The 19,480-nt window shown below is 74.9% G+C and carries 19 protein-coding genes; 7 read left to right on the top strand and 12 right to left on the bottom strand.

The window, feature by feature from the left end:
- Positions 1-480, bottom strand: a complete 480-nt coding sequence (locus ACGF07_RS23615) for a MarR family winged helix-turn-helix transcriptional regulator (protein WP_392901770.1) — start codon at positions 478-480, stop codon at positions 1-3.
- A 118-nt stretch (positions 481-598) separates the two neighbouring features.
- On the opposite strand from ACGF07_RS23615, the gene ACGF07_RS23610 reads away from it, so the two are divergent.
- Positions 599-1,264 (top strand): response regulator, encoded by a 666-nt coding sequence (locus ACGF07_RS23610; RefSeq protein ID WP_392901768.1) that lies wholly within the window; start codon positions 599-601, stop codon positions 1,262-1,264.
- A 64-nt stretch (positions 1,265-1,328) separates the two neighbouring features.
- On the opposite strand, the gene ACGF07_RS23605 is transcribed toward ACGF07_RS23610, so the two are convergent.
- From ACGF07_RS23605 to ACGF07_RS23595, 3 genes are all read right to left on the bottom strand, one after another.
- On the bottom strand, positions 1,329-2,570 hold the full coding sequence (locus ACGF07_RS23605) for a sensor histidine kinase (RefSeq protein ID WP_392901766.1): 1,242 nt from the start codon (positions 2,568-2,570) through the stop codon (positions 1,329-1,331).
- Between the two features lie 225 nt (positions 2,571-2,795).
- Positions 2,796-4,187 (bottom strand): FtsX-like permease family protein, encoded by a 1,392-nt coding sequence (locus tag ACGF07_RS23600; protein ID WP_392901764.1) that lies wholly within the window; start codon positions 4,185-4,187, stop codon positions 2,796-2,798.
- Positions 4,188-4,192: 5 nt separating this feature from the next.
- A complete protein-coding gene (locus tag ACGF07_RS23595) occupies positions 4,193-4,942 on the bottom strand; it encodes an ABC transporter ATP-binding protein (protein WP_350741190.1) in 750 nt (249 codons plus the stop codon).
- Positions 4,943-5,212: 270 nt separating this feature from the next.
- On the opposite strand from ACGF07_RS23595, the gene ACGF07_RS23590 reads away from it, so the two are divergent.
- From ACGF07_RS23590 to ACGF07_RS23575, 4 genes are all read left to right on the top strand, one after another.
- A complete protein-coding gene (locus tag ACGF07_RS23590; RefSeq protein ID WP_392901762.1) occupies positions 5,213-5,791 on the top strand; it encodes a hypothetical protein in 579 nt (192 codons plus the stop codon).
- A gap of 166 nt (positions 5,792-5,957) precedes the next feature.
- Positions 5,958-6,878 carry a ketopantoate reductase family protein gene (locus ACGF07_RS23585; protein WP_392901761.1) on the top strand — a complete coding sequence of 307 codons (921 nt, stop codon included), beginning with the start codon at positions 5,958-5,960 and terminating at the stop codon, positions 6,876-6,878.
- 69 nt (positions 6,879-6,947) lie between these two features.
- Positions 6,948-7,526: a DUF6817 domain-containing protein gene (locus ACGF07_RS23580; RefSeq protein WP_392901759.1), complete on the top strand. Its 579-nt coding sequence runs from the start codon at positions 6,948-6,950 to the stop codon at positions 7,524-7,526.
- 101 nt (positions 7,527-7,627) lie between these two features.
- Positions 7,628-8,314: a transcriptional regulator gene (locus ACGF07_RS23575; protein WP_392901757.1), complete on the top strand. Its 687-nt coding sequence runs from the start codon at positions 7,628-7,630 to the stop codon at positions 8,312-8,314.
- A 36-nt stretch (positions 8,315-8,350) separates the two neighbouring features.
- On the opposite strand, the gene ACGF07_RS23570 is transcribed toward ACGF07_RS23575, so the two are convergent.
- From ACGF07_RS23570 to ACGF07_RS23555, 4 genes are all read right to left on the bottom strand, one after another.
- Complete coding sequence (locus tag ACGF07_RS23570; RefSeq protein ID WP_392901756.1) at positions 8,351-8,869, bottom strand: hypothetical protein; 519 nt, start codon at positions 8,867-8,869, stop codon at positions 8,351-8,353.
- A 312-nt stretch (positions 8,870-9,181) separates the two neighbouring features.
- Positions 9,182-9,772 (bottom strand): hypothetical protein, encoded by a 591-nt coding sequence (locus tag ACGF07_RS23565; protein ID WP_392901754.1) that lies wholly within the window; start codon positions 9,770-9,772, stop codon positions 9,182-9,184.
- A 321-nt stretch (positions 9,773-10,093) separates the two neighbouring features.
- Positions 10,094-11,314 (bottom strand): ROK family protein, encoded by a 1,221-nt coding sequence (locus ACGF07_RS23560; protein ID WP_392901752.1) that lies wholly within the window; start codon positions 11,312-11,314, stop codon positions 10,094-10,096.
- A gap of 325 nt (positions 11,315-11,639) precedes the next feature.
- The gene (locus tag ACGF07_RS23555; RefSeq protein WP_350741164.1) at positions 11,640-12,500 is read right to left on the bottom strand and encodes an SDR family NAD(P)-dependent oxidoreductase; all 861 of its coding nucleotides are present in this window, start codon (positions 12,498-12,500) and stop codon (positions 11,640-11,642) included.
- 240 nt (positions 12,501-12,740) lie between these two features.
- On the opposite strand from ACGF07_RS23555, the gene ACGF07_RS23550 reads away from it, so the two are divergent.
- Positions 12,741-14,492 carry a SpoIIE family protein phosphatase gene (locus ACGF07_RS23550; protein WP_392901750.1) on the top strand — a complete coding sequence of 584 codons (1,752 nt, stop codon included), beginning with the start codon at positions 12,741-12,743 and terminating at the stop codon, positions 14,490-14,492.
- Between the two features lie 64 nt (positions 14,493-14,556).
- Here the strand turns inward: ACGF07_RS23550 and ACGF07_RS23545 are convergent, their stop codons facing one another.
- Both ACGF07_RS23545 and ACGF07_RS23540 read right to left on the bottom strand, forming a co-directional pair.
- Positions 14,557-15,759: an aminotransferase class I/II-fold pyridoxal phosphate-dependent enzyme gene (locus tag ACGF07_RS23545; protein WP_350741168.1), complete on the bottom strand. Its 1,203-nt coding sequence runs from the start codon at positions 15,757-15,759 to the stop codon at positions 14,557-14,559.
- 110 nt (positions 15,760-15,869) lie between these two features.
- On the bottom strand, positions 15,870-16,265 hold the full coding sequence (locus ACGF07_RS23540; RefSeq protein WP_392901748.1) for a hypothetical protein: 396 nt from the start codon (positions 16,263-16,265) through the stop codon (positions 15,870-15,872).
- Positions 16,266-16,484: 219 nt separating this feature from the next.
- Here ACGF07_RS23540 and ACGF07_RS23535 point away from each other — a divergent pair, with 219 nt between their 5' ends.
- Positions 16,485-18,125 carry an LCP family protein gene (locus tag ACGF07_RS23535; RefSeq protein WP_392901747.1) on the top strand — a complete coding sequence of 547 codons (1,641 nt, stop codon included), beginning with the start codon at positions 16,485-16,487 and terminating at the stop codon, positions 18,123-18,125.
- Positions 18,126-18,258: 133 nt separating this feature from the next.
- Here ACGF07_RS23535 and ACGF07_RS23530 read toward each other — a convergent pair whose 3' ends face one another.
- Together ACGF07_RS23530 and ACGF07_RS23525 are read right to left on the bottom strand one after the other, a co-directional pair.
- On the bottom strand, positions 18,259-18,918 hold the full coding sequence (locus ACGF07_RS23530; RefSeq protein WP_392901745.1) for a zinc ribbon domain-containing protein: 660 nt from the start codon (positions 18,916-18,918) through the stop codon (positions 18,259-18,261).
- Positions 18,919-19,190: 272 nt separating this feature from the next.
- Positions 19,191-19,439: a hypothetical protein gene (locus ACGF07_RS23525; protein WP_350741176.1), complete on the bottom strand. Its 249-nt coding sequence runs from the start codon at positions 19,437-19,439 to the stop codon at positions 19,191-19,193.
- Positions 19,440-19,480 lie beyond the last annotated feature (41 nt).

Genomic DNA, 19,480 nt, shown 5'->3' with positions numbered 1-19,480 from the left:
TCATCGCCGGTTCAGCCGATCGATCAGCGGCAGCGCCGCCAGCATGGTGGCGCGCTCGTCCTCGGAGAACTCCTCCCGCAGGGCCCGGGCCAACCACTCCTCGCGCGCCCGGCGGCTGTCCGCGATCCACGCGAGCCCCGCCTCGGTCAGGCTGACCAGTTGCCGGCGGCCGTCGTCGGGGTCGGGCCGGCGCCCGACCAGGCCGTGCTCCTCCAACGCCGCCAGGGTGGCGGCCATCGACTGCGGGCGGACCCGCTCGGCGGCGGCCAGCGCGCTGGGGGAAGCCGGGCCCTCGCCGATCAGTCGGCTGAGCACGGCGGTCTGGGAGGGGGTGAGTTCACTGCCGGCCTGGATCTTCTCCAGGAGGGTGCGCCGCAGCCGGCTGAAGACGGCGCGCAGCTCCCGGGCGGCCACCGAGGCCGACTCGGTCGGGTCGGCTACGGATTCGGGCGCGGGTGGAACGGCTCGCTTCTCGGTCACCGTTCCACGCTAATTTCATCAGGCCAGCCTGTCCAGTCTTGCTGTATATTTTTATCCGAAGCCCTGGTTCCCCCACCGACGCGCCAGGAGGAGCCCCGCGCCCGGCGATAATGGCGTGATGATCGACAAGCAGCTCCGCATCGTCCTCGCCGAGGATTCGGTGATCCTCCGGGACGGCATGGTCGAGCTCCTGACCGCCCGCGGCTGCACGGTGGTCGCCACCGCCGGTACGGGCCCCGAGCTGGTGGCCGCCGTGGCGGAGCACCGGCCCGACGTGGCCGTGGTGGACATCCCGATGCCGCCCACCCACACCGACGAGGGCATCCGGGCAGCGGTGGAGATCCGGGCGGCATCACCGGGGATCGGGATCCTGGTCTTCTCGCAGCACGTGGAGACCGCCTGGGCGGCCCGGCTGCTCGCCGACGGCGCGGCCGGCATCGGCTATCTGCTCAAGGAACGGGTGGCCCGCACCGCCGAGTTCGTCGACGCCCTGCACCGCGTCGCCGACGGCGGCACGGCGCTCGACCCGGAGATCGTCAACGGGCTGATGCACGGAGGGCGGCGCGGACGCGTGGACTCGCTCACCGCCCGCGAACGGGAGGTGCTGGAGCTGATGGCGCAGGGCCGTTCCAACCGCTCGATCGCCGGGCTCCTCACGGTCTCGGAGCGGGCGGTGGAGAAACACGTGGCGGCGGTGTTCACCAAGTTCGACCTGCCCGCGACGGATGCCGACAACCGGCGGGTCAAGGCAGTCCTGGCCTACCTCGCCGAGACCGGTTCCTGACCCAGCTCGTGTCCGCACCGCCGGGCTGAGCGCCGGCCCTCACCGGCTCCCGGCAGCAGCTTCGTCACAGCCTGCACGGCAGCTCCGCCGCGACGGTCGTCGGTCCGCCGGGTGGGCTCTCCACCCGCAGCACCCCGTCCACCGCCGCGAGCCGTTCGGCCAGGCCCGCGAGCCCGCTGCCCGCGCCGACCACGGCGCCCCCACGGCCGTCGTCACGGACCGTCAGCCGCACCTTTCCGTCGCCGGCGCTCGCGGACAGCTCGACGCTCCGGGCGCCGCTGTGCTTGGCGACGTTGGTGAGCAGCTCGGCCGCACAGAAGTAGACGGCACGTTCGATCACCTCCTCCGGGCGCTCCCGCAGGTCCAGCCGGACCGTCACCGGGACGGGCGAGGTGGCGGTGAGGGCGGGCAGCGCCTCGGCCAGGCCGGCGTCCAGTGCCACCGGGTGGATGCCCCGGGTGAGGCGGCGCAGCCCGGCGATGGTGTCGTCGGTCTGCCCGCGGGCCCGGTCGACCAGCGTGCGCAGTCGCCCGACACCGGGGGCGCTGCCCGGGCCGGACTCCGCCGGGGCGAGGCCGGCGGCGTCGGCGGGTTCGGCGCGTTCGGCGAGTTCGGCGAGGGCGTCGTCGGCCAGCGAGAGGGTGATGGCGAGCGCGACGAGTTGCGCCTGGGTGCCGTCGTGCAGGTCGCGTTCCAGCTGCCGCAGCCGGTCGGTGTTCTCCGCGAGGAGCGTGGCCCGCGCGCTCTCCAGGTGGCGGACGCGCTGTTGCGAGCGCACCGGCCCGAGCAGCGCCCGGGCGAGCGCGCGGTTGGCCCGGCTCAGGCCCCGCAACGCGACCGGTACGGCAGCGAGCACCGTGAGGCCGGCCGGCGGCCCGAGGACGTCCAGCCAGCCCACCGGCCGCGGCCCGGGTTCCAGCAGCCGCACCCACAGCGGGAAGCCCGCGAGCCACCCGCAGGCGAGCGGCAGTCCGACCGCGACCAGGAAGCCGAGCGTGCCCAGCGGGAGCCGGAGGAGGAGGTAGAGCAGCGACCGCCAGGCCACCGGGTCGGTCAGCACCACCCGGCCCCGGGCGAACAGCCCGGCGGGCCGGTCGCGCGGCGGTGGCGGCGCCACCGGCTCGTCCAACAGCCGCCCCACCAGCCGGCGGTGCAACCCGCCGATCCCGCGGGCCCCGAGCAGCGCGGCCACCAGGAACGGCAGCCCGAGGACGGTGAGCGAGAGCAGCGCTCCCCCGTAGAGGACGGCGACGGCGTAGACCCCGCCCAGTACCCCGAGCGGCAGCCCGAGAACGGCGAACGCCACGTCGCCGCCCCGCACCGCCAGAACCCGCCGCCACCCGGCCACCGCGCACCTCACCACTCACTCGTCAACCGGCCCCAGCATCCCCCAGCCGTCTCTGACCCCACCAATCACCGCGCCCCGCCTCCGCGGGCCTCCCCGCCGACCGGCCCGATCACCCCCGCGTCCTCGAGCGCCCCCCGACCGACCGGCCGACCGGCCGTCAACGCCTCGGCGCACCAGACCACCTCACCCCCGTTCCCCGCCCACCTCCTCCACCGCACGCCCGCCGACCGCCCACAGGCCCGTCCCCACGATCCCCGGCACGGTGAGCACCGCCGCTCCCACCACCACCCAGGCACAGGCCGCGCCCGGCACGACCGGGAGCACCGACCCCGAGACCGCCCGGCTGAACGCGCCCGTCGCCGCCCCCGCGACCGCGCCGCCCAGCAGCACGCCCACCGCCGTCGTCAGGAGCGCCTCCACGGAGAGCATGTACAGCACCTGCCTGCGCGTCGCCCCGACCAGCCGCAGCAGCGCGAACTCCCGACGCCGGTCGGCGGTCAGCGCGACCAGGGTGTTGACCGTCGAGACCGCCGCGAAGCAGACCAGCAGACCGAGTTCCGCCTGGCGCAACCAGACGTCGCTGGCCTTGGTGACGCTGGTCGTGACACCGGTCGACCGAGCGGCGTGTTCGGCGGTGCTGGTCATGATCAGCATCGTCGCGGAGAGCCCGACCAGCAGCGCGACCGGAACCACCGCCGAGGACAGCCGGGCCGCGTAGCCGCGCAGGTTGGCGTCCGCGAGCCAGCCCGCCCGCGGCAGCAGCGCCCGGACGGGGGCTGCGAGCACCGCGGCCAGCAGCCGGGCCGCCGCCGGCCCCAGCAGGGCGGTCGCGATCAGGAGCACCAGCGAGCTCAGCAGGGCCGCCTGCCCGGCCTTGTCCAGTTCGCCGGCCGGTCGGGTCGCTGCGAGCCGCAGCAGCAGGACACCGCCCGCCAGCACCGCCGCGCCGGCCAGCAGCCGCAGCACGCCCGTCCGGCCCTGTCCGGCCGAGCTGTCGGTCAGCGCGGCGGCCGGGGTGGGACGGGTGACGCGCCGGGCCGCGACGGCGCTGGCCGCCAGGCCCACCAGCAGGGCCACCGCGAGCGCGATCAGCATCGGCACCGGTGTTCCGGGAATCCGCAGGCCCGGCGCCGCCATCCCGCGCCGCTGGAGCGCGGCGAGGAAGGCGCGAGCGCCGAGCGAGCCGGCCGCGGCGCCGGGAACGGCGGCCAGCACGACCGTCGCCGTGACCTCGGCCCGCACCAGCCGCCGGACCTGCCGGGGCGTCGCCGCGACCGTCCGCAGCAGCGCCAGCTCCCGGTGCTGCTGGCGGAGGGTGAAGCCCAGGGCGTTGACCACGACGAACAGCGCGACCAGCACGGCGATCTCGCCGAACGCCCCGGCTATCACCACCAGACCCGGCCCGGCCACCGGCGCCCTGCTGACGGCCGCCGGTGCGGTGAGCTGGGCGGCGACCAGCGCGCCGAACAGCGTCACCGCCGCGACCGCCAGGAACAGCGCCGCCGCCAGGCCGGCGAACGCCGCCGGTCGGCGCCGGATCTGACCGACAGCCAGCATCGGTACGGAGCCGCTCATCGCCCTCACCCTCCCAGCCGGCTCAGTCGCTCGCCGACCTGCGCGGCCGTCGGCCGTACCAGTTCGTCCACCAGCACGCCGTCGGCCAGCAGCAGGACCCGGTCCGCGTAGCCGGCGGCCACCGGATCGTGCGTCACCATCACGCAGGTCTGGCCGTCCTCGTCCACCCCGGCGCGCAGCAGGCCGAGGATGTGGTGTCCGGTCGAGCGGTCGAGCGCTCCGGTGGGCTCGTCGGCGAAGAGCACCTCCGGCCGGGCGACCAGGGCGCGGGCGATCGCCACCCGCTGCTGCTGTCCGCCCGACAGCTCACCGGGCCGGTGCCGCTCCCGCCCGGCCAGGCCGACCCGGGCGAGCGCCTCCTGGATCCTGGCGCGCTCCGGCGGACACCCGGCCAGTCGGCCGGGCAGTGCCACGTTCTGCGCGGCGGTCATCGCGGGCATCAGGTTGAAGGACTGGAACACGAACCCCACCCGCCGGCGCCGCAGCTCGGCCAGCCGCCGCTCGGGCAGCCGGGACACCTCCGTCTCGCCCCAGCGGACGCTGCCCCGGGTGGGCCGGTCCATCCCCGCGAGGCAGTGGAGCAGCGTGGTCTTCCCCGAACCGGAGGGCCCCATCACCGCCGTGAACGTCCCCGGCGCGAAGGCCACGGACACTCCGCGCAGTGCCCGGACGACGGCCGCGCCGCGCCCGTACTCGCGGTGCAAGCCCTCGCCGGTGAGCGCCGCCCCCGGCACCGCCCCCTCGCCCGTGCCCATCCCCGTGCCCATCCCCGCCACCGTGTCCCGCGCCGCCGTGGCCGCGGCTGCCGTCATCCCGTCCATGCCCCCATCCTGGGCGTCCGCGCCCGGCCGATCGATTGTGCTGGCACCCGTATCCGGGGTTCGGAAAACCGAACCCCGCAGGTGTACCCACGTCTCCCGTGCCCTGGCCGGCCGCTTGCCGTCGACGGGGGGGTCGGCCCCCGTGGTCCGGCCGGCCTCGACAATCGGCTGCGCCTCACCCGCCCGAGGAGGGACCATGTTCCGGTGACCATCGACCTGCTGCCCGGCCACGGCGTCCGCCTGCCCGCGCCGCTCCCCGAGCTGTGCTTCGGGCTCACCCAGGAGGCGGTGCGCGACCTGCTGGAGCTGCACCACGCGCTGCTGCCCGGCGGCGTGCGCCCGACCTTTGTCTGCGGCTCCCCCTGGTCGCTGTGCTTCGAACTGCCCGGGGTGTCCGTGACGCTGACCTCGGACGGCGGCGACGGCGGCGGCGACGGCGACGGCGACAGCAACGGTCTGCAGGGTGTCACGATCGGCCGGAACCCGAGCGACGACCGCCCCGCCTGCCCGGTCGGCTACCGGGGGATCGACCTGTTGGGCTGGCCCGCGCACGAGTTGGTGGAGGCACTGCGCGCCCAGGGCCTGGCCGTGCCCGACCCGGACGCGGGCGGCAGCCTGAGGATCGGCCCGCTACACCTCTCCCGGCGTCCCCACCGCCGCCCTTCCCGGTCGTCCCCCGGCCGGAAGCCTCGCCACCAGCCGCCCTTCCACTTCGACTACGTCTCCCTCCACGGCGCCACCCGCGAGCGCCGCCGCGGCGCCGCCTCCTGGCCCGACGCATGACAGGCCGGCCGGGCCGGGCGTCCCGGAATGCCGCTGCGCTCCCGGACGTTCGGTCATCAGACGCCCCAACCGACGCCCCAACCGACGCCCCAACCGACGCCCCGACCCACGTTTTACCCACGCTCCGTCCCACGCCCCGACCGACGTCTCAGCACAGGGAGTCACGATGCCCACCACCCCCCTCACCGTCGCCGTCCTCGGCCCCGGCGGCGTCGGCGGCCTGATCGGCGGGCTGCTGGCCCGTGACGGCCACCGGGTCATCTGCCTGGCCGGGGAGGAGACGGCCGCCGTCCTCGACCGGGACGGCCTGCACGTCGACAGCACCGCGTTCGGCCGGTTCACCGCCCGGGTGGAGGCGGCAGGGGAGCTGCGCGAGCCGGTCGACGCCGTCTTCGTGACGGTGAAGGAGACGGCGCTGACCGACGCGCTCGGCAGGATCGCGCCCCAGGCCGTCGACGGCGCGATCGTCGTCCCGCTGCTCAACGGCCTCGACCACGTGGCGCTGCTGCGCGAGCGCTACCCCGCCGCCCGCGTCGTCGCGGGGACGATCCGGGTGGAGGCCACCCGGACGGCACCCGGACGGATCGAGCACACCAGTCCCTTCGCCGTCGTCGAACTCGCCGCGCCGGCCGGCGGGGCCGCATCCACGGCGTCGGTCGAGGAGTTCGCCGAGAGGGTCCACGAGTTCGCGGAGCAGCTGCGGCACGCCGGGCTGGACGTCGCCGTGCGGGAGGACGAGACGGCGATGCTCTGGAGCAAGCTCTCCTTCCTCGCCCCCTTCGCCCTGCTGACCACCCGGCACGCCGACGGGATCGGCGTCGTCCGCACCGAGCACCGGGACGAACTCCTGGCGGTGCTGGAGGAGATCACCGCCGTCACGAAGGCGGTCGGCGCCCCTGCCGGGACGGCGGCCCTGCTCGCCGCCTTCGACCGCCTCCCCGCGACGATGAAGTCCTCGATGCAGCGCGACGTGGAGGCCGGCCGCCCGACCGAGCTCGACGCGATCGGTGGCGCCGTACTGCGAGCCGCCGAAACGCACGGCGTCCGCACCCCGACCATCGCCCGGCTGGTGCGCGAACTGGCCTGAGCGGGTCCTCCGGCTCGATGTCCGCATCCGGGTTGCGGGTCGGCTGACCCCACGGGTAGAACTCCTGGGGTGACGTCAGCCGACCACCCCAGCAACGCTCCGGCATGGAGCCACATCGAGGACTTCCTGCGCGCCCACGACGCCGACCGGATCCCGCACCCGGGCGGTACGCTGCTGGCGCACCTCGCCCGGGTGGCGGCCCTGTTGGCGCAGTGGGGCACCGACTCCGCCGTCCAGGCCGCCGGACTCTGCCACGCCGCGTACGGGACCGACGGGTTCGACGGCGCCCTGCTCGGCCTGGACGAGCGGGCGGCCCTGGCCGAACTCGTCGGTGACCGCGCCGAGGCGCTCGTCTACCTGTACGCCAGCTGCGACCGGACCGCCGTCTACCCGCGCCTGGGCCGGGACGAACGGCCGCTGTTCCACGACCGGTTCACCGGGAACGACCACCTCCCCCCGGAGGAGGACCTGCGCGCCTTCCTGGCCATCACGGCCGCCAACGAACTGGACGTGCTCGCCCACAACGCCGAGTTGGCCGACCGCTACGAGCCGGGTCTCTACGAACTCTTCTCCCGCGTCCGGCACTTGCTGCCCGAGGCCGCCTGGGCGGTCTGCGTGGAGCAGCTCGGCGACAGTGCCCGGCGCTGACCGGAAGCGCTTCCGAACGAGCGGACGTGGCCTCGCGCCGCCAGGGCCCCGGAACCACGCCCGGCCTGTCGCCGCCGCCCGGGCGCCGCCAGGCGGTAGGAATGGGCACCGGACCGAACCGCACCCCGGAGGCACCGGTGAACCACCCGATCCTCGACCAGATCCAGCGGCTGCGCGCAGACCTGGCACCCGGCGACACCACGCCCGCGCTGGTCACGGCACTCGCCGAGGGTGCGGCCCCGCTCACGGCGGTGGGCGAACTCGCCGCCCAGCAGCGCCGGATCATCACCTCCGACCGGCGCAGCCTCCTGCTGCTCGCCACCCGCTGCGCCGACCGGCCGCTCGGCGCCTGGTTCGCCACCATGGCCGAGGGTGAGAGCGCCGCACTGCGCACCCTGCCCGCCCTGGCCGCGGCCTGCGGCCTGGACGAGCCGTCGGCGGCGGCCCGGCCGCCGCTGCCCGGCTGCCAGGCCTACCCCGCGTACCTGGCGTGGCTCGCCCTGAACAGCGCCCCGGCCGCCGGAGCCGCCGCCCTGGTGGCCAACTTCGCGGCGTGGGGCGGCTACTGCGCCACCGTCGCACACGCCCTGCGCCACCACTACGGCCTCACCGACGAGGCCTGCGCGTTCTTCGACTTCTTCGCCCAGCCCGCGACCGCACTGGAGCAGCAGGCCGCCGACGCCCTCGGGCCCGACCCGCTGGACGGACGGACCCTGTCCACGGCCCGCGAGTACGGTCTGCTGCTCCAGGCCTACGAGCACCTGTTCTGGGACACCCTGCCCGGTTGAGCCGGTTGAGCCGGGCCCGGACGGCGGTAGGCCGGCTCAGGCCTGCCAGTGCGGTTTGCCGCTGACCATCCGGCAGTAGATCACCCGGCCGTTGGCGTCGTGGGTGCTCTTCCCCAGGTCGTCGTTGCGGCAGAACTGGCCGGCCGCGTAGCAGTTGCCGGCGTTGGACCGGATCTCGCACTGCGAGCCGCCCGCCGCCGCGGTGTGCTGCGGATCCGTGTCGGCCGGCGGCTGGGCGGTGGTCGCCTTCGGCTGCGGCGCCTTGGGCGGAGCCGACTGCGGGTGGCTGGGCGGGGCCGCCGCCGGGGCGGTCGCGGTCGGCGCGGCTGCGGGCGCGGCCTCCGTGGTGGCCGCCGGCTGGGTCGGAGCCGCCGGCGCAGCCGTGACCGACGCGACCGTCGTGGTGGGGGCGGCGACGGTCGGCGAGGACGAGGTCTTGGTACCGCCGTCAGCCGACGGGTCGCAACCGGTCAGCGCCAGGCCGATGGTGAGGACGAGTCCGGCGAATCCGGCCAGGCCGGCCGCCCGGCGCCGACCGGGTATCCGTGAGGGCATGGGGGGAGCACGCTCCGTTCCGTTTGGATGAGGCGTGCGATTCAAGCAGACCCCGGACACACCGCGCCCACGGTTCCCCCACTCGTTGGCGGATCGAGACCTTCCGCCCACCGAGAGCGACGTTCACCGGCCCCCGAGGGGCGCTCCGGTCGCCGAGACCGGCCGGCGGCGGCCCTCGCGACACGGCCAGGGGTGGGCCCGTGTCCCGCAGGTGCCCGCAACGCGCGTGTCCCGCACGCTTCCGGGAGGAGCGTGCGGGACACGGCGCGGGCCTTCACCCCCCCGACCCGGAGGCCGGGGCGTCCTGGCGGGTCAGACCTGGGGGATCTTGTCGTTGCGGATGCATTCCTTGTCCGGCTTGGGGGCGACGATGTCCCAGCGGCAGAGCACGGGGATCACCGCGTAGATCGTCTGGACCGGACGCCCGCAGGACGGAAGCTTGTCGGACTTGTCCATCAGCCCCAGCGCCCACACCGGGTCGAGGTAGGAGAGAATGGCGTAGCCGCCGCATTCCTGCGGGATGACGTACCAGTACTGGGCCTTGGCTTCCCTGTCGGCCGGGTCGTCCTCGATCTTCTTCTGGCGGGCCCAGACGATTCCCCCGCTGATGTCGCCGGGATTGGCGCTCAGCATGACCGGATTACTGTCCACCGGGTGCCCCTGGGCGTCCACCTGGAGGCTCTGGAACGTGTACAGGTTGTTTCCGTTGTGCTGCGCACCCAGGTCCATGCGCAGGTAGTGGGCGTGGGCCTTGACCAGGCCGTCGCTGCCGCTGATGGGGGTGGCGACGATCTGCAGGTCCCCGTCGCGCCTGGCGTAGCCACCGGTGGCCTTGTGGACGAGGATGACCGGCTCGCCCTTCTTGATGGAATTGACGATGTCGTCGAGCGTGTTGGGCTGCATCGCTTTCCCGCCGTCTTCTTCCGGGAGCAGGATGGTTCGTACAGGATCTTCATGATCCTGACGAACCGCACGGTTGATTCCCGATGCCGCGGTGCGCACACGCGTCACCCATTAGCACCACCCGAACGAGTGGTAAATGCGCCGATATTACCGGATTTCTCCGAGCACCGCGGAAAAACCGCACCGCCGCCGGAAACCCCTCACGGGCCCCACTTCGGTCGTCCAGCCCGACCCCCCGTCACCCTGACCCGCCGTCAACCCGGTTCGGCCGACGATCCGGCCCGGCCGTCAGCCCCCGCCCGTCAGCCCAGCCCGGCCCCGTCAGCCCAGCCCGGCCGTCCGGCGCTCGAACACCTCCGGCCGGGCGGTCTCCAAGGCGGTGGAGACCGCCCCGAGGAGCACCGCCTCCTCCCCGAGGAGGCTCGGCGCCAGCGTCGGACGCATCGGAGCGAGCCGGTGCAGGGCCCGCTCCAGCGGCGCCAGCAGCAGGTCCGCACTGCTGCCGATGCCCCCGCCGAGCACCACCAGGTCCGGATCGAGGACCGCCGACAGCACGGCGACGGCGTAGGCGAGTCGCTCCGCCTCCTGCTCCACCGCCCGGACGGCCGCCTCCTCCCCGGCCCGGGCCCGGCCGAAGACCTGCTTGGCGGTCAACCGCCGCCCGCCGGTGCCGGACAGCCCGAAGTCCCGGGCGGCGCGCACCACGGCCTCGGCAGCGGCCTCCTGTTCGATCGTCGCGGCCGGCTCGCCGGCGCGGTCGGGCAGCGGCACCAGGCCGATCTCGCCCAGCGCCCCGTGCGCACCGAGCAGCAGTTCGCCGTCCTTGACCACGCCGACCCCGAGCCCGGTGCCGACCAGCAGGTAGGCGAACATCCGGCTGCCGCGCCCGGCGCCGAGGGTGAACTCGCCGAGGGCGGCGAGGTTGGCGTCGTTGGCCACCGTGACGGCCGCGCCCAGCCCCTCCCCGATCCGGTCGAACAGCCCGGGCCGGCCCCAGTCGGGCAGGCTGGTGGCGTACCGGACGCCGCGCAGTTCCTCGTCCCACACGCCCGGGGTGCCGATCACCGCGTGCACGATGTCGGAGGCCGCCAGACCCGCCTCGGCGATCGCCTCGCGCGCTGCGGCCACCACGGCGTCCGCGACGGCGTCGGCACTGCGGCCGCGGTTGGCCACGTCCCGGCGGGCGACGACCGCACCGCCGAGGTCCGCGACCGCCACCCGGAGCCGGGCCCGGCCGATGTCCACCCCGAGCACGTACCCGGCCGTCGGATCGGCCTCGTACAGCACGGCGGTGCGGCCCCGCTCGGGCGCCAGCCGCCCGGCCTCGCGGACCAGCCCGGCCCGCTCCAGCTCGGCCAGCGCGGCGGAGACGGTGGGCTTGGAGAGCCCGGTGTCCCGGGCCAGTTGGGCCCGGGAGGAACCGCCGCCGGTGCGCAGCAGCTCCAGGAGCAGCCACTCGTTGTTGCTGCGCAGCCGCTGCCGGTTCCACGGCACCCCGGGGGCGCCCGCCGCCGGGTGACTGGTCGGCTGGTGGCGGCTCATCGGTTCCCTCCGGTCGGGGTGCGGGCGGTCCGGCGCCGGCGGTCCGCTGCTGGGTCCGCTGCGGACCGTCCGGCGCCCGCGGGTGTCGGTCGGCGGGCCTGGCACGACCCGCGGCGCCCGGTGTCGGGCGCCGCCGCCCCAGTATGACCGGTGATCATCCCGCGCCGGCCGACCCCACCCCCGCCGACCACGGATCCCACCCGACGACGGCCCGCACCCCGCCCCGGACCACCGCCCGCACCGGCCGTCGCCCGGGCCGGAGTCCGGCCGGCCCGGAGTCCGGCCGGCCCGGCGGCAGGGTGACCCCACCCCGGCCGACCCGGCGTCAGGCGCCCTCCGCCCCGATCCAGCCGGCCGTCACGCCCTGCACCGCCGAACCGTCCAGGTCCGCCAGCTTGGTGGCGACGAAGGCCCGGGCCGTCTCGGAGGTCTGCACCCGGAACGGCGGCTTGTCGGCGGTGAGCGCCGCGACGATCGGCTCGGCCGCCTCCTCGGAGGTCTGGGCGCTGCCGAAGGCCTTCCGCGCGCGGTCGATGTACGCGTTCAGCGCCGGGCCGTACGGCCCGGCGGCGGCGATCAGCGCGGGCACGTCGATGCCCTGGTTGCCGACGAACTCGCTGGCCACCGCGCCCGGTTCGACGACGGTGACGGTGACGCCCACGCTGGCCGCGACCGGCGCCAGCGACTCCATGAAGCCCTCGACGGCGAACTTGGCTGCGCAGTAGGCCTCGTTGAAGGGCTGCCCGACCACACCGCCGACGCTGGTCACGGTGACCAGCCGGCCGCCGCTGGCGCGCAGGTGGGGCATCGCGGCCCTGGTCACCTCGACCACGCCGAAGTAGTTGACCTCCATGGCGGCACGCACCGGCGCCAGGCCGTCCTGCTCGATGGTGCCGACGACGCCCGCCCCGGCGTTGTTGACCACCGCGTCCAGCCGCCCGTGCCGGTCGAGGACGGTCGCCAGGCAGTCGGCGACGGAGGACGGGTCGGTGACGTCCAGCCGCTCGACCTCGATCCGCTCGGCCACGCCCGCCTGCTCCGCCGCGCGCAGCAGGGTCCCGGCCCGTCCGGTGTCCCGCATGGTGGCGACCACCCGGCTCCCGGCGCGGGCGGCGGCCACGGCGGTGGCGAGGCCGATCCCGGAGGAGGTGCCGGTGATCAGAACGATCCTGGTGCTGCTGTCCATGGGGAGCTCTCCTTCTGCTGTCCGGGCGGCCGCCCCGGGCCCGGAAAAAATTTGTGTGTGCGCACACGCACCCTACAAGTGTGTGCGCATGCACGCAACTGCTCCCGGACTCACGGACCGGCCCCCCTCCGCACCGCACCGCCTGCCCGCCTGCCCGCCTGCCCGCCTGCCCGCCTGCCCGCCGGTCACGATTTCACCCACTCCCGGGCGTGCCGCGCGCCGAGGCGTGATCATGGCCGTATGCACTTCCGGCACGACAAGCGAGCCGAGGACCCTCCTCCCGCAGCCCCGGACGCCCGGTTTCCCGCGGCGGCAGCCGCGGGGGCCGCCCCTGGTCCCGACGCCGCCGCCGAGGGTGACCGCGCCGATGACGATCCGGACCTGCCGGGCGAGCTGCTCGACGCCGCCCCGGTCGGCCTCGCCCTGCTCGACCGGACGCTGCGGTGGCAGTACCTCAACCCCGCCTTCACGGCCGCCACCGGACTGCACCGCACCGACCTGCTCGGTCGCACCGCCGGGACCACCGCCTTCGCCGGAGCCACCGCGACCCTGCACCGCGTGCTCGCCGAGGGGCAGGACCGCGAACAGGTCACCGGAGGCCCCGAGGGCGCCGGCGCCCCCGTCCCGCCCGGCCTCCGGTTGCGCTACCGCCCGCTGCGCCGCGCCGGACGTACCACCGGCGTGATCGTCGCCGTCCTGGCCGCCCCCGAGCCGGACCCGGCCCACCCGCGGCTGCGCGAACTCGACCGGGCCCGGGCCCGGCTCGCCCTGCTCGACGCCGCCGCGGAGCGCATCGGCACCACCCTCGACGTCGACACCACCTGTGCCGAACTCGCCGCCTTCGCCGTGCCCGAATTCGCCGACGTCGCCACCGTCGACGTGGTGCCGGCCGAGGCGGAACCCGCCCGCCCCGGCCAGGACCACGGCCGGCGGCTGCACCGCGCCGCCGTACGGGCCGTGCCCGCGCTGTCCGACGCGGTCGCGGAACTGGCCCGCCCCGGTGAGTCCGTCCGCCACCGCGAGGGATCCGCGGCCGCCCGCGGTCTGGCGACCGGCACCGCCGTGCTCGCCGAGCCCGGCGCCGAGGACGCCTGCCCCGCCGGCACCGCCTCGCTGCTCGTCCTCCCGCTCGTCGCCCGGGGGCGCCTGGTCGGACTGCTCACCCTCGGCCGGACCGCCGCCACCGCGGCCTTCACCCCCGACGACGCCGCCCTGCTCGGCGACCTCGCCGCGCGGGCCGCGACCGGCATCGACAACGCCCGCCGCTACGCCCACTCCCAGGGAATCGCCCTGGCCCTGCAGCGCGCCCTGCTGAGCGAACCCGGCAACCCGCACCAGAACCTCTCGCTCGCCTCCCGCTACCTGCCCTCCGGCAGCGCCACGGTCGTCGGCGGCGACTGGTACGAGACGGTCCGACTGCCGTTCGGGCGCACCCTGCTCGCGATGGGCGACGTCATGGGGCACGGCGTCGAGGCGGCCGTGGACATGAGCCACTACCGCTCCGCGCTGCGCGACATCGCCGGCATGGACCTGCCCCCGCACCGCATCCTGCGCCAGCTGGACCACGTCATCTCCGCCGACGATTCCGCCCGCCCGGCGACCTGCCTGCTGGTCCTCGCCGATCCCGGCCGCAGCCGCTGGACCCTCTCCAGCGCCGGCCACCTGCCGCCCGCGCTGATCACCCCGGACCACCCCACCGAACTGCTGCGCACCCCCACCGGCCCGCCGCTCGGCACCGGCCTCGGCGGCTACGAGCAGTCCAGCCACCCGCTCGTCCCCGGGCAGACGCTGCTGCTCTACACCGACGGCCTGGTCGAGCGCCGCGGCGAGGACATCGACACCTCCCTGGAGCGCCTGGCCGCCCTCCGCCTCCCCGTCACCGGCGAACTCGACGACCTGCTCGACGCCGTCCTGCACGCCCTCGCCCCGCCCCCGGCGCCCGCCGCCGAGGACGACATCGCCCTGCTCGCCGCCCGCCCCCGGGCACGCTGATCACGCCGGGCCGGAGGGCCGCCGGGGCGGTCGCCGGGGCCGCCGCCCGGACGGCCGACAGCCGCTACAGCTTCGCGAGCGCCTGCCGCAGGTCCGTCCACAGATCCTCCGGGTGTTCGATGCCCACCGAGACCCGGACCGTCCCCGGACCGATGCCCGCCGCCGCCAATCCGGCGTCGGAGAGCTGCCGGTGCGAGGTGCTGGCCGGGTGCAGCACCAGGGTGTGGACGCCCCCGAGCGAGGGGGCCAGCGAGGCCAGCCGTACCGACTCGGTGAAGGCGCGGGCCGCCTCGCGGCCTCCGGACAGGTCGAAGGCCAGGACGCCGCCGTGGCCGGCCGGCAGGAGGCGGCGGGCGAGGTCGTGGTCGGGGTGGGTCGGCAGGCCCGGGTAGTGGACGGCGGAGACCGCCGGGTGGGCGGCCAGACGGGTGGCCAGGTCGAGGGCGGTGTCGCAGTGGCGGCGGACCCGCAGGGCGAGGGTCTGCAGGCCGCGCAGGGTCAGCCAGGCGGCGAACGGGTCGGCGCTGGCGCCCAGTTCGGTCGCGTACTGCCAGACCTCGCGGTGCAGTCCGGCGTCGGCGAAGACGGCGATCCCGGCCAGGACGTCCGAGTGGCCGGCGAGGTACTTGGTGGCCGAGTGGATCACCACGTCCGCGCCGTGCTCGATCGGTCGGCACAGCAGCGGGGTCGCGAAGGTGTTGTCGACGACGCTCACCACGCCCGCCCGCTTGGCGGCCGCGATCAGCCCCGGCAGGTCCGTGACCCGGGTGGTGGGGTTGGAGACCGTCTCCAGGTGCAGCAGCCGGGTGTTGGGTCGCAGAGCCGCTTCGACCTCGCCCGGGTCGTCGCCCGTGACGTGCGTCACCTCGACGCCCCACCGCTCCGCGAGGTCGGCCAGCATCGCGAAGGTGCCCCCGTACAGGCTGCGTTGGGCGATCACGTGGCCGCCGGAGCGCAGCAGGGCGAGCAGCACCGTGTTGATCGCCCCCATGCCGGAGGCGGTGGCGATCGCGCCGGCGCCGCCTTCGAGGTCGGCGACGGCGGCTTCCAGCGAGCGCACGGTGGGGTTGCCGAAGCGGTTGTAGAAGAACGCCTCGCTCGGCCCGCTGAAGGCCTCCACGAGCGCGTCACCGCTGTCGAAGGCGAACAGGTGGCCCTGGTGCAGCGGGACGCCGAGCGGGCGGCTGCCGACGACCTCGGTGATCGGCGGATGGACGATCCGGCTCTCCGGGCGGAGGACGCCGGGGTTCGGGTGGGAGTCGCTCATGCGGTCATCGTGGACCGGGCCGTCGCCGACCGTAAAGGGCCAATCACAGCGAGGTGGCCCTGGTCCGACGCCCGTGGGCGCCCGGACCAGGGCCACTGCGGCTCGGCCGGTCAGCGGCGGCGGCCGAAGATCCGCTTGGCCAGGTGGACGATGGCCCAGATCAGCAGGATCACGAACAGGATGATCAGGATGACCACCACCAGCAGGAACTTGCCGAGCTTGGCGAAGAAGCCCGACTTCTTCTTCTCCTGCTTGGCCGCGAGGTGCGCCGCCGGGTCGTGCGCCACCTCGCCCTGCGCCACCGCGGCCTGCCCGGCGGAGGCCTGCCCGGCCGGCGCCCCGACCGGGGCCTGCGCGGACGGGCCCTGCGCGGTGGCGGCGGTCGCGGCCGCGGCGGTCCGGGGTGCGGCCACCGCCGTCCCGCTCGACGCCGCGGCGCTCAGGCCCACGGCAGCCAGCAGTGCCACGAGGGCGCCGGCTATCGAAGGTGCGATCCGGTGAGTCATCGTGCTCCTCGTACGGGTCCGGAGCAGCGGGATGAGCCACGGCCGGCCAACTCTCGCGGCCTGACCAGTGATTTCCTCATCTGCGCTTAGTATGCTCCTCTGACGTTCTACAGCGGTGTAAAAGTTTAGCGACGGGCCCGCCCGGATCGGCTTCGACCCCGGGCCACGCGAATCCACCGCTCCAACGGGGGTTTCGTGGCAACTGTGGAGGATGACGCCGTGTCGGGTCGCAGGGGTTCCCCCGAAACCGAGAATTCACCGAACCGCCCCTCCGGACACCGGGCCGCAGGCCGCAGGGGCACCCCGAACAAGGACATACCGGACGAGCGCCGCGCGAGCCGGGCCAAGCCCAAGCGCAGACGGAGCACCAAGGAGAAGGTGCTCTGGATCACCGCCGGCTGCACCGCCCTCCTCCTGCTCGGCGGCGGCGCCCTCTACTACCGCCTGAACGGCAACATCACCACCTTCGACGGCGACGCCCTCAGCAAGGACCGCCCGGAGGCCGCCGCCCCGGACGCCCAGGGCCGCACCCCGGTGAACGTCCTGATGATCGGCTCCGACAGCCGCGGCAACGGCAACAGCGACCTGGGCGGCGGCGGGGACGCCGGCGCCCGCTCCGACACCGCGATCCTGTTGCACGTCTACGCCGACCACAAGCACGCCGTCGGCATCTCCATCCCCCGCGACTCCCTGGTCACCATCCCGCCGTGCAAGCTCCCGAACGGCAAGTGGACCAAGGAGCAGACCAACGTCATGTTCAACAGCGCCTTCTCGGTGGGCAACACCGAGCAGGGCAATCCGGCCTGCACCCAGAACGCCGTCGAGAAGCTCACCAACCTGCGGGTCGACCACACCATCGTGGTGGACTTCAACGGCTTCGCCACCATGACCAAGGCCGTCGGCGGCGTCGACGTCTGCCTGCCCAACGACATCCACGAGGGGGACCTCAACCCGAACCTCGGCAAGAAGGGCAAGCTGATCTTCTCCAAGGGCGAGCAGAAGGTCGAGGGGCAGGCCGCGCTGGACTACGTCCGGATCCGCCACGGCATCGGCGACGGCTCCGACATCGGCCGCACCAAGCGCCAGCAGGCCTTCCTCTCCTCCCTCATCAAGCAGGTCAAGTCGCAGGGGATGAACCCGACCACCCTGCTGCCGCTGGCCGACGCGGCGACCAAGTCGCTGACCGTCGACCCCGGCCTCGGCTCGGCCGCCCAACTGATGTCCTTCGCCCTGTCCCTCAAGGACGTGGACCTGCACGACATCAAGTTCATCACCGCGCCGTGGCGGTACGAGGGCCCCCGGGTCGCCCTGGTCCACCCGGACGTGGACCAGCTCTGGGCCGCGCTCAAGGCCGACCGCACCATCGACGGCCAGGACGCCAGCGCCCAGCGCCCGGACGCCCCGGACGCCTCCGCCCCCGGCAGCCCGACCAGCGCGGCGGCCCCGTCCCCCACCGCCGACGCCAGGAACGCCGACATCAAGGTCGCCGTGCTCAACGGCACCGGCGAGTCCGGGCTCGGCGGCAGGGGCGCCGAGACGGTCAAGGGCGCCGGCTACACCGTGACCACCGTCGGCAACGCGACCGGCAAGGCCCGCAGCACCACCGTGGTCGAGTACGGCGCCGGCGAGCGCACCGCCGCGGAGGGCATCGCGAAGCTCTTCCCCGGCGCGACCCTCCAGTCCGGCGGCAAGGGTCTGAGCGTGGTGCTCGGCCACGACTTCGCCGCCGCCAACCCGGCCACCGCCGCGTCCTCGGCTCCCGGCACGAACCCCGCCTCGCCCGCCCCGCTGCCCACCAGCGTCAGCGGCACCGCCCGCTCGGCGGACGACGACCCCTGCGCCAACATCTCCTACGGCTGAGCCGACGGCCGCCGGCCCGGCGACTGCCCGGACACGGCCGCCTCGAGGGGCACGGGGGGCGCGTGGACGACGAGGGCGGGGCGCCCCCTGGACCGAGGTCAGGGGGCGCCCCGCCGTCTCCGTCGGAGGGCGTTCAGCGCCTGGTCCCGCAGGACGGGCAGAACGCCGCCCCCTCCGGCACGTCCTTCTGACACTGCGTGCACTGCACGGGCTGCGCCAGTCTCGACCCGCAGCCCGGGCAGAACGGCGTGCCGTGCGTCTCGGCCTGGCAGTGCGGGCACACCAGTTGTCGCGGCGCCCGGACGTCGAACTCCGCGCCCGACTGCTGCCCCGCCTGGTAGGCGCGGTCCGCCACCATGTCGTTGAGGCCGCGCCGCTCCGCCGCCAGCGCCTCGGCTGCCGTGTCCGGGGCGCAGCTGAGGCACAGGCCCTGGGCCGGGTCGAAGCAGCGGCCGCAGACGTAGTGGGTGCACCGGGCGCAGCGGTTGAAGTGCGTCCGGGCGTTCTCGATCGCGCGCTGGAAGGCCGCGTCGCGCGAGCCGCCCCAGGTCTGGCCGGCCAGACCGTCGGCGGCGCTGCTGATGGTGTTGGCGTTCCCGCCGATGAGGTTCCAGGCCGCGCTGACGCCCTTGCCGATCCAGCCCGCCACCTGACCGGTGGTGAACCGCTCGAACGGCGAGCGCCAGGTGTCGGAGCAGCGGTAGCAGTAGAACTCGAACTGGAAGCCCGCGCCGGTCCCGTACTGCTCGCTGAGGTCGCGGTAGTTGCTGCTGAAGTAGATCTCGGAACTCACGTCGTCCCCGGTTGCTGGTGTGGCCTGTTCGGCGGTCGATCCCAGGGACGACAGGGGTCCTGGATCGGTTCCGCCGAGGATCGCGCCTGCCGTCCGGGTCTTTCCGGTCCGCCCTCCGGGGCGCCGGTCCGCCGACCCGGAGCCCCGGGTCCGCCGTCCCGAAGACCCCCGGTCCGCCGCCCCACAGGCCACCGGTCCGCCGCCCCACAGGCCACCGGTCCGCCGTCCCACAGGCCACCGGTCCGCCGTCCGGAGACCCCCGGTCCGCCGTCTCAGAGGCCCGAATCCGGCAGCAGCCGCACCCGCTCGGGATCGAACGGCCGCCAACCGGCCGGCTGCCCGCTGCGGCTGACCCGCAGTCGGCACCACTGCCGCCCGGTCGGGTCCTGCCACCAGCCGCTGATCCGGCCGAGCGCCCAGTCGCCGTCGCCGAGGTCGACCTCGACCGGCTGGTGGACCCACCGGACGTCGGTGTCGGCCGGGTCCACGGCCGGTGCGGTGCTGTGCCGGCCCTCGCTCACGATCCCGCCTCCCGCCCGTACGAACCGTTCCGGCCGTACCC

It is taken from the genome of Kitasatospora sp. NPDC048194 (assembly GCF_043202455.1).
In the GTDB taxonomy this organism is placed as follows: domain Bacteria; phylum Actinomycetota; class Actinomycetes; order Streptomycetales; family Streptomycetaceae; genus Kitasatospora.
The sequence above is the reverse complement of the archived record's forward strand: the minus strand, read 5'-3'. Positions and strand labels throughout refer to the sequence as shown.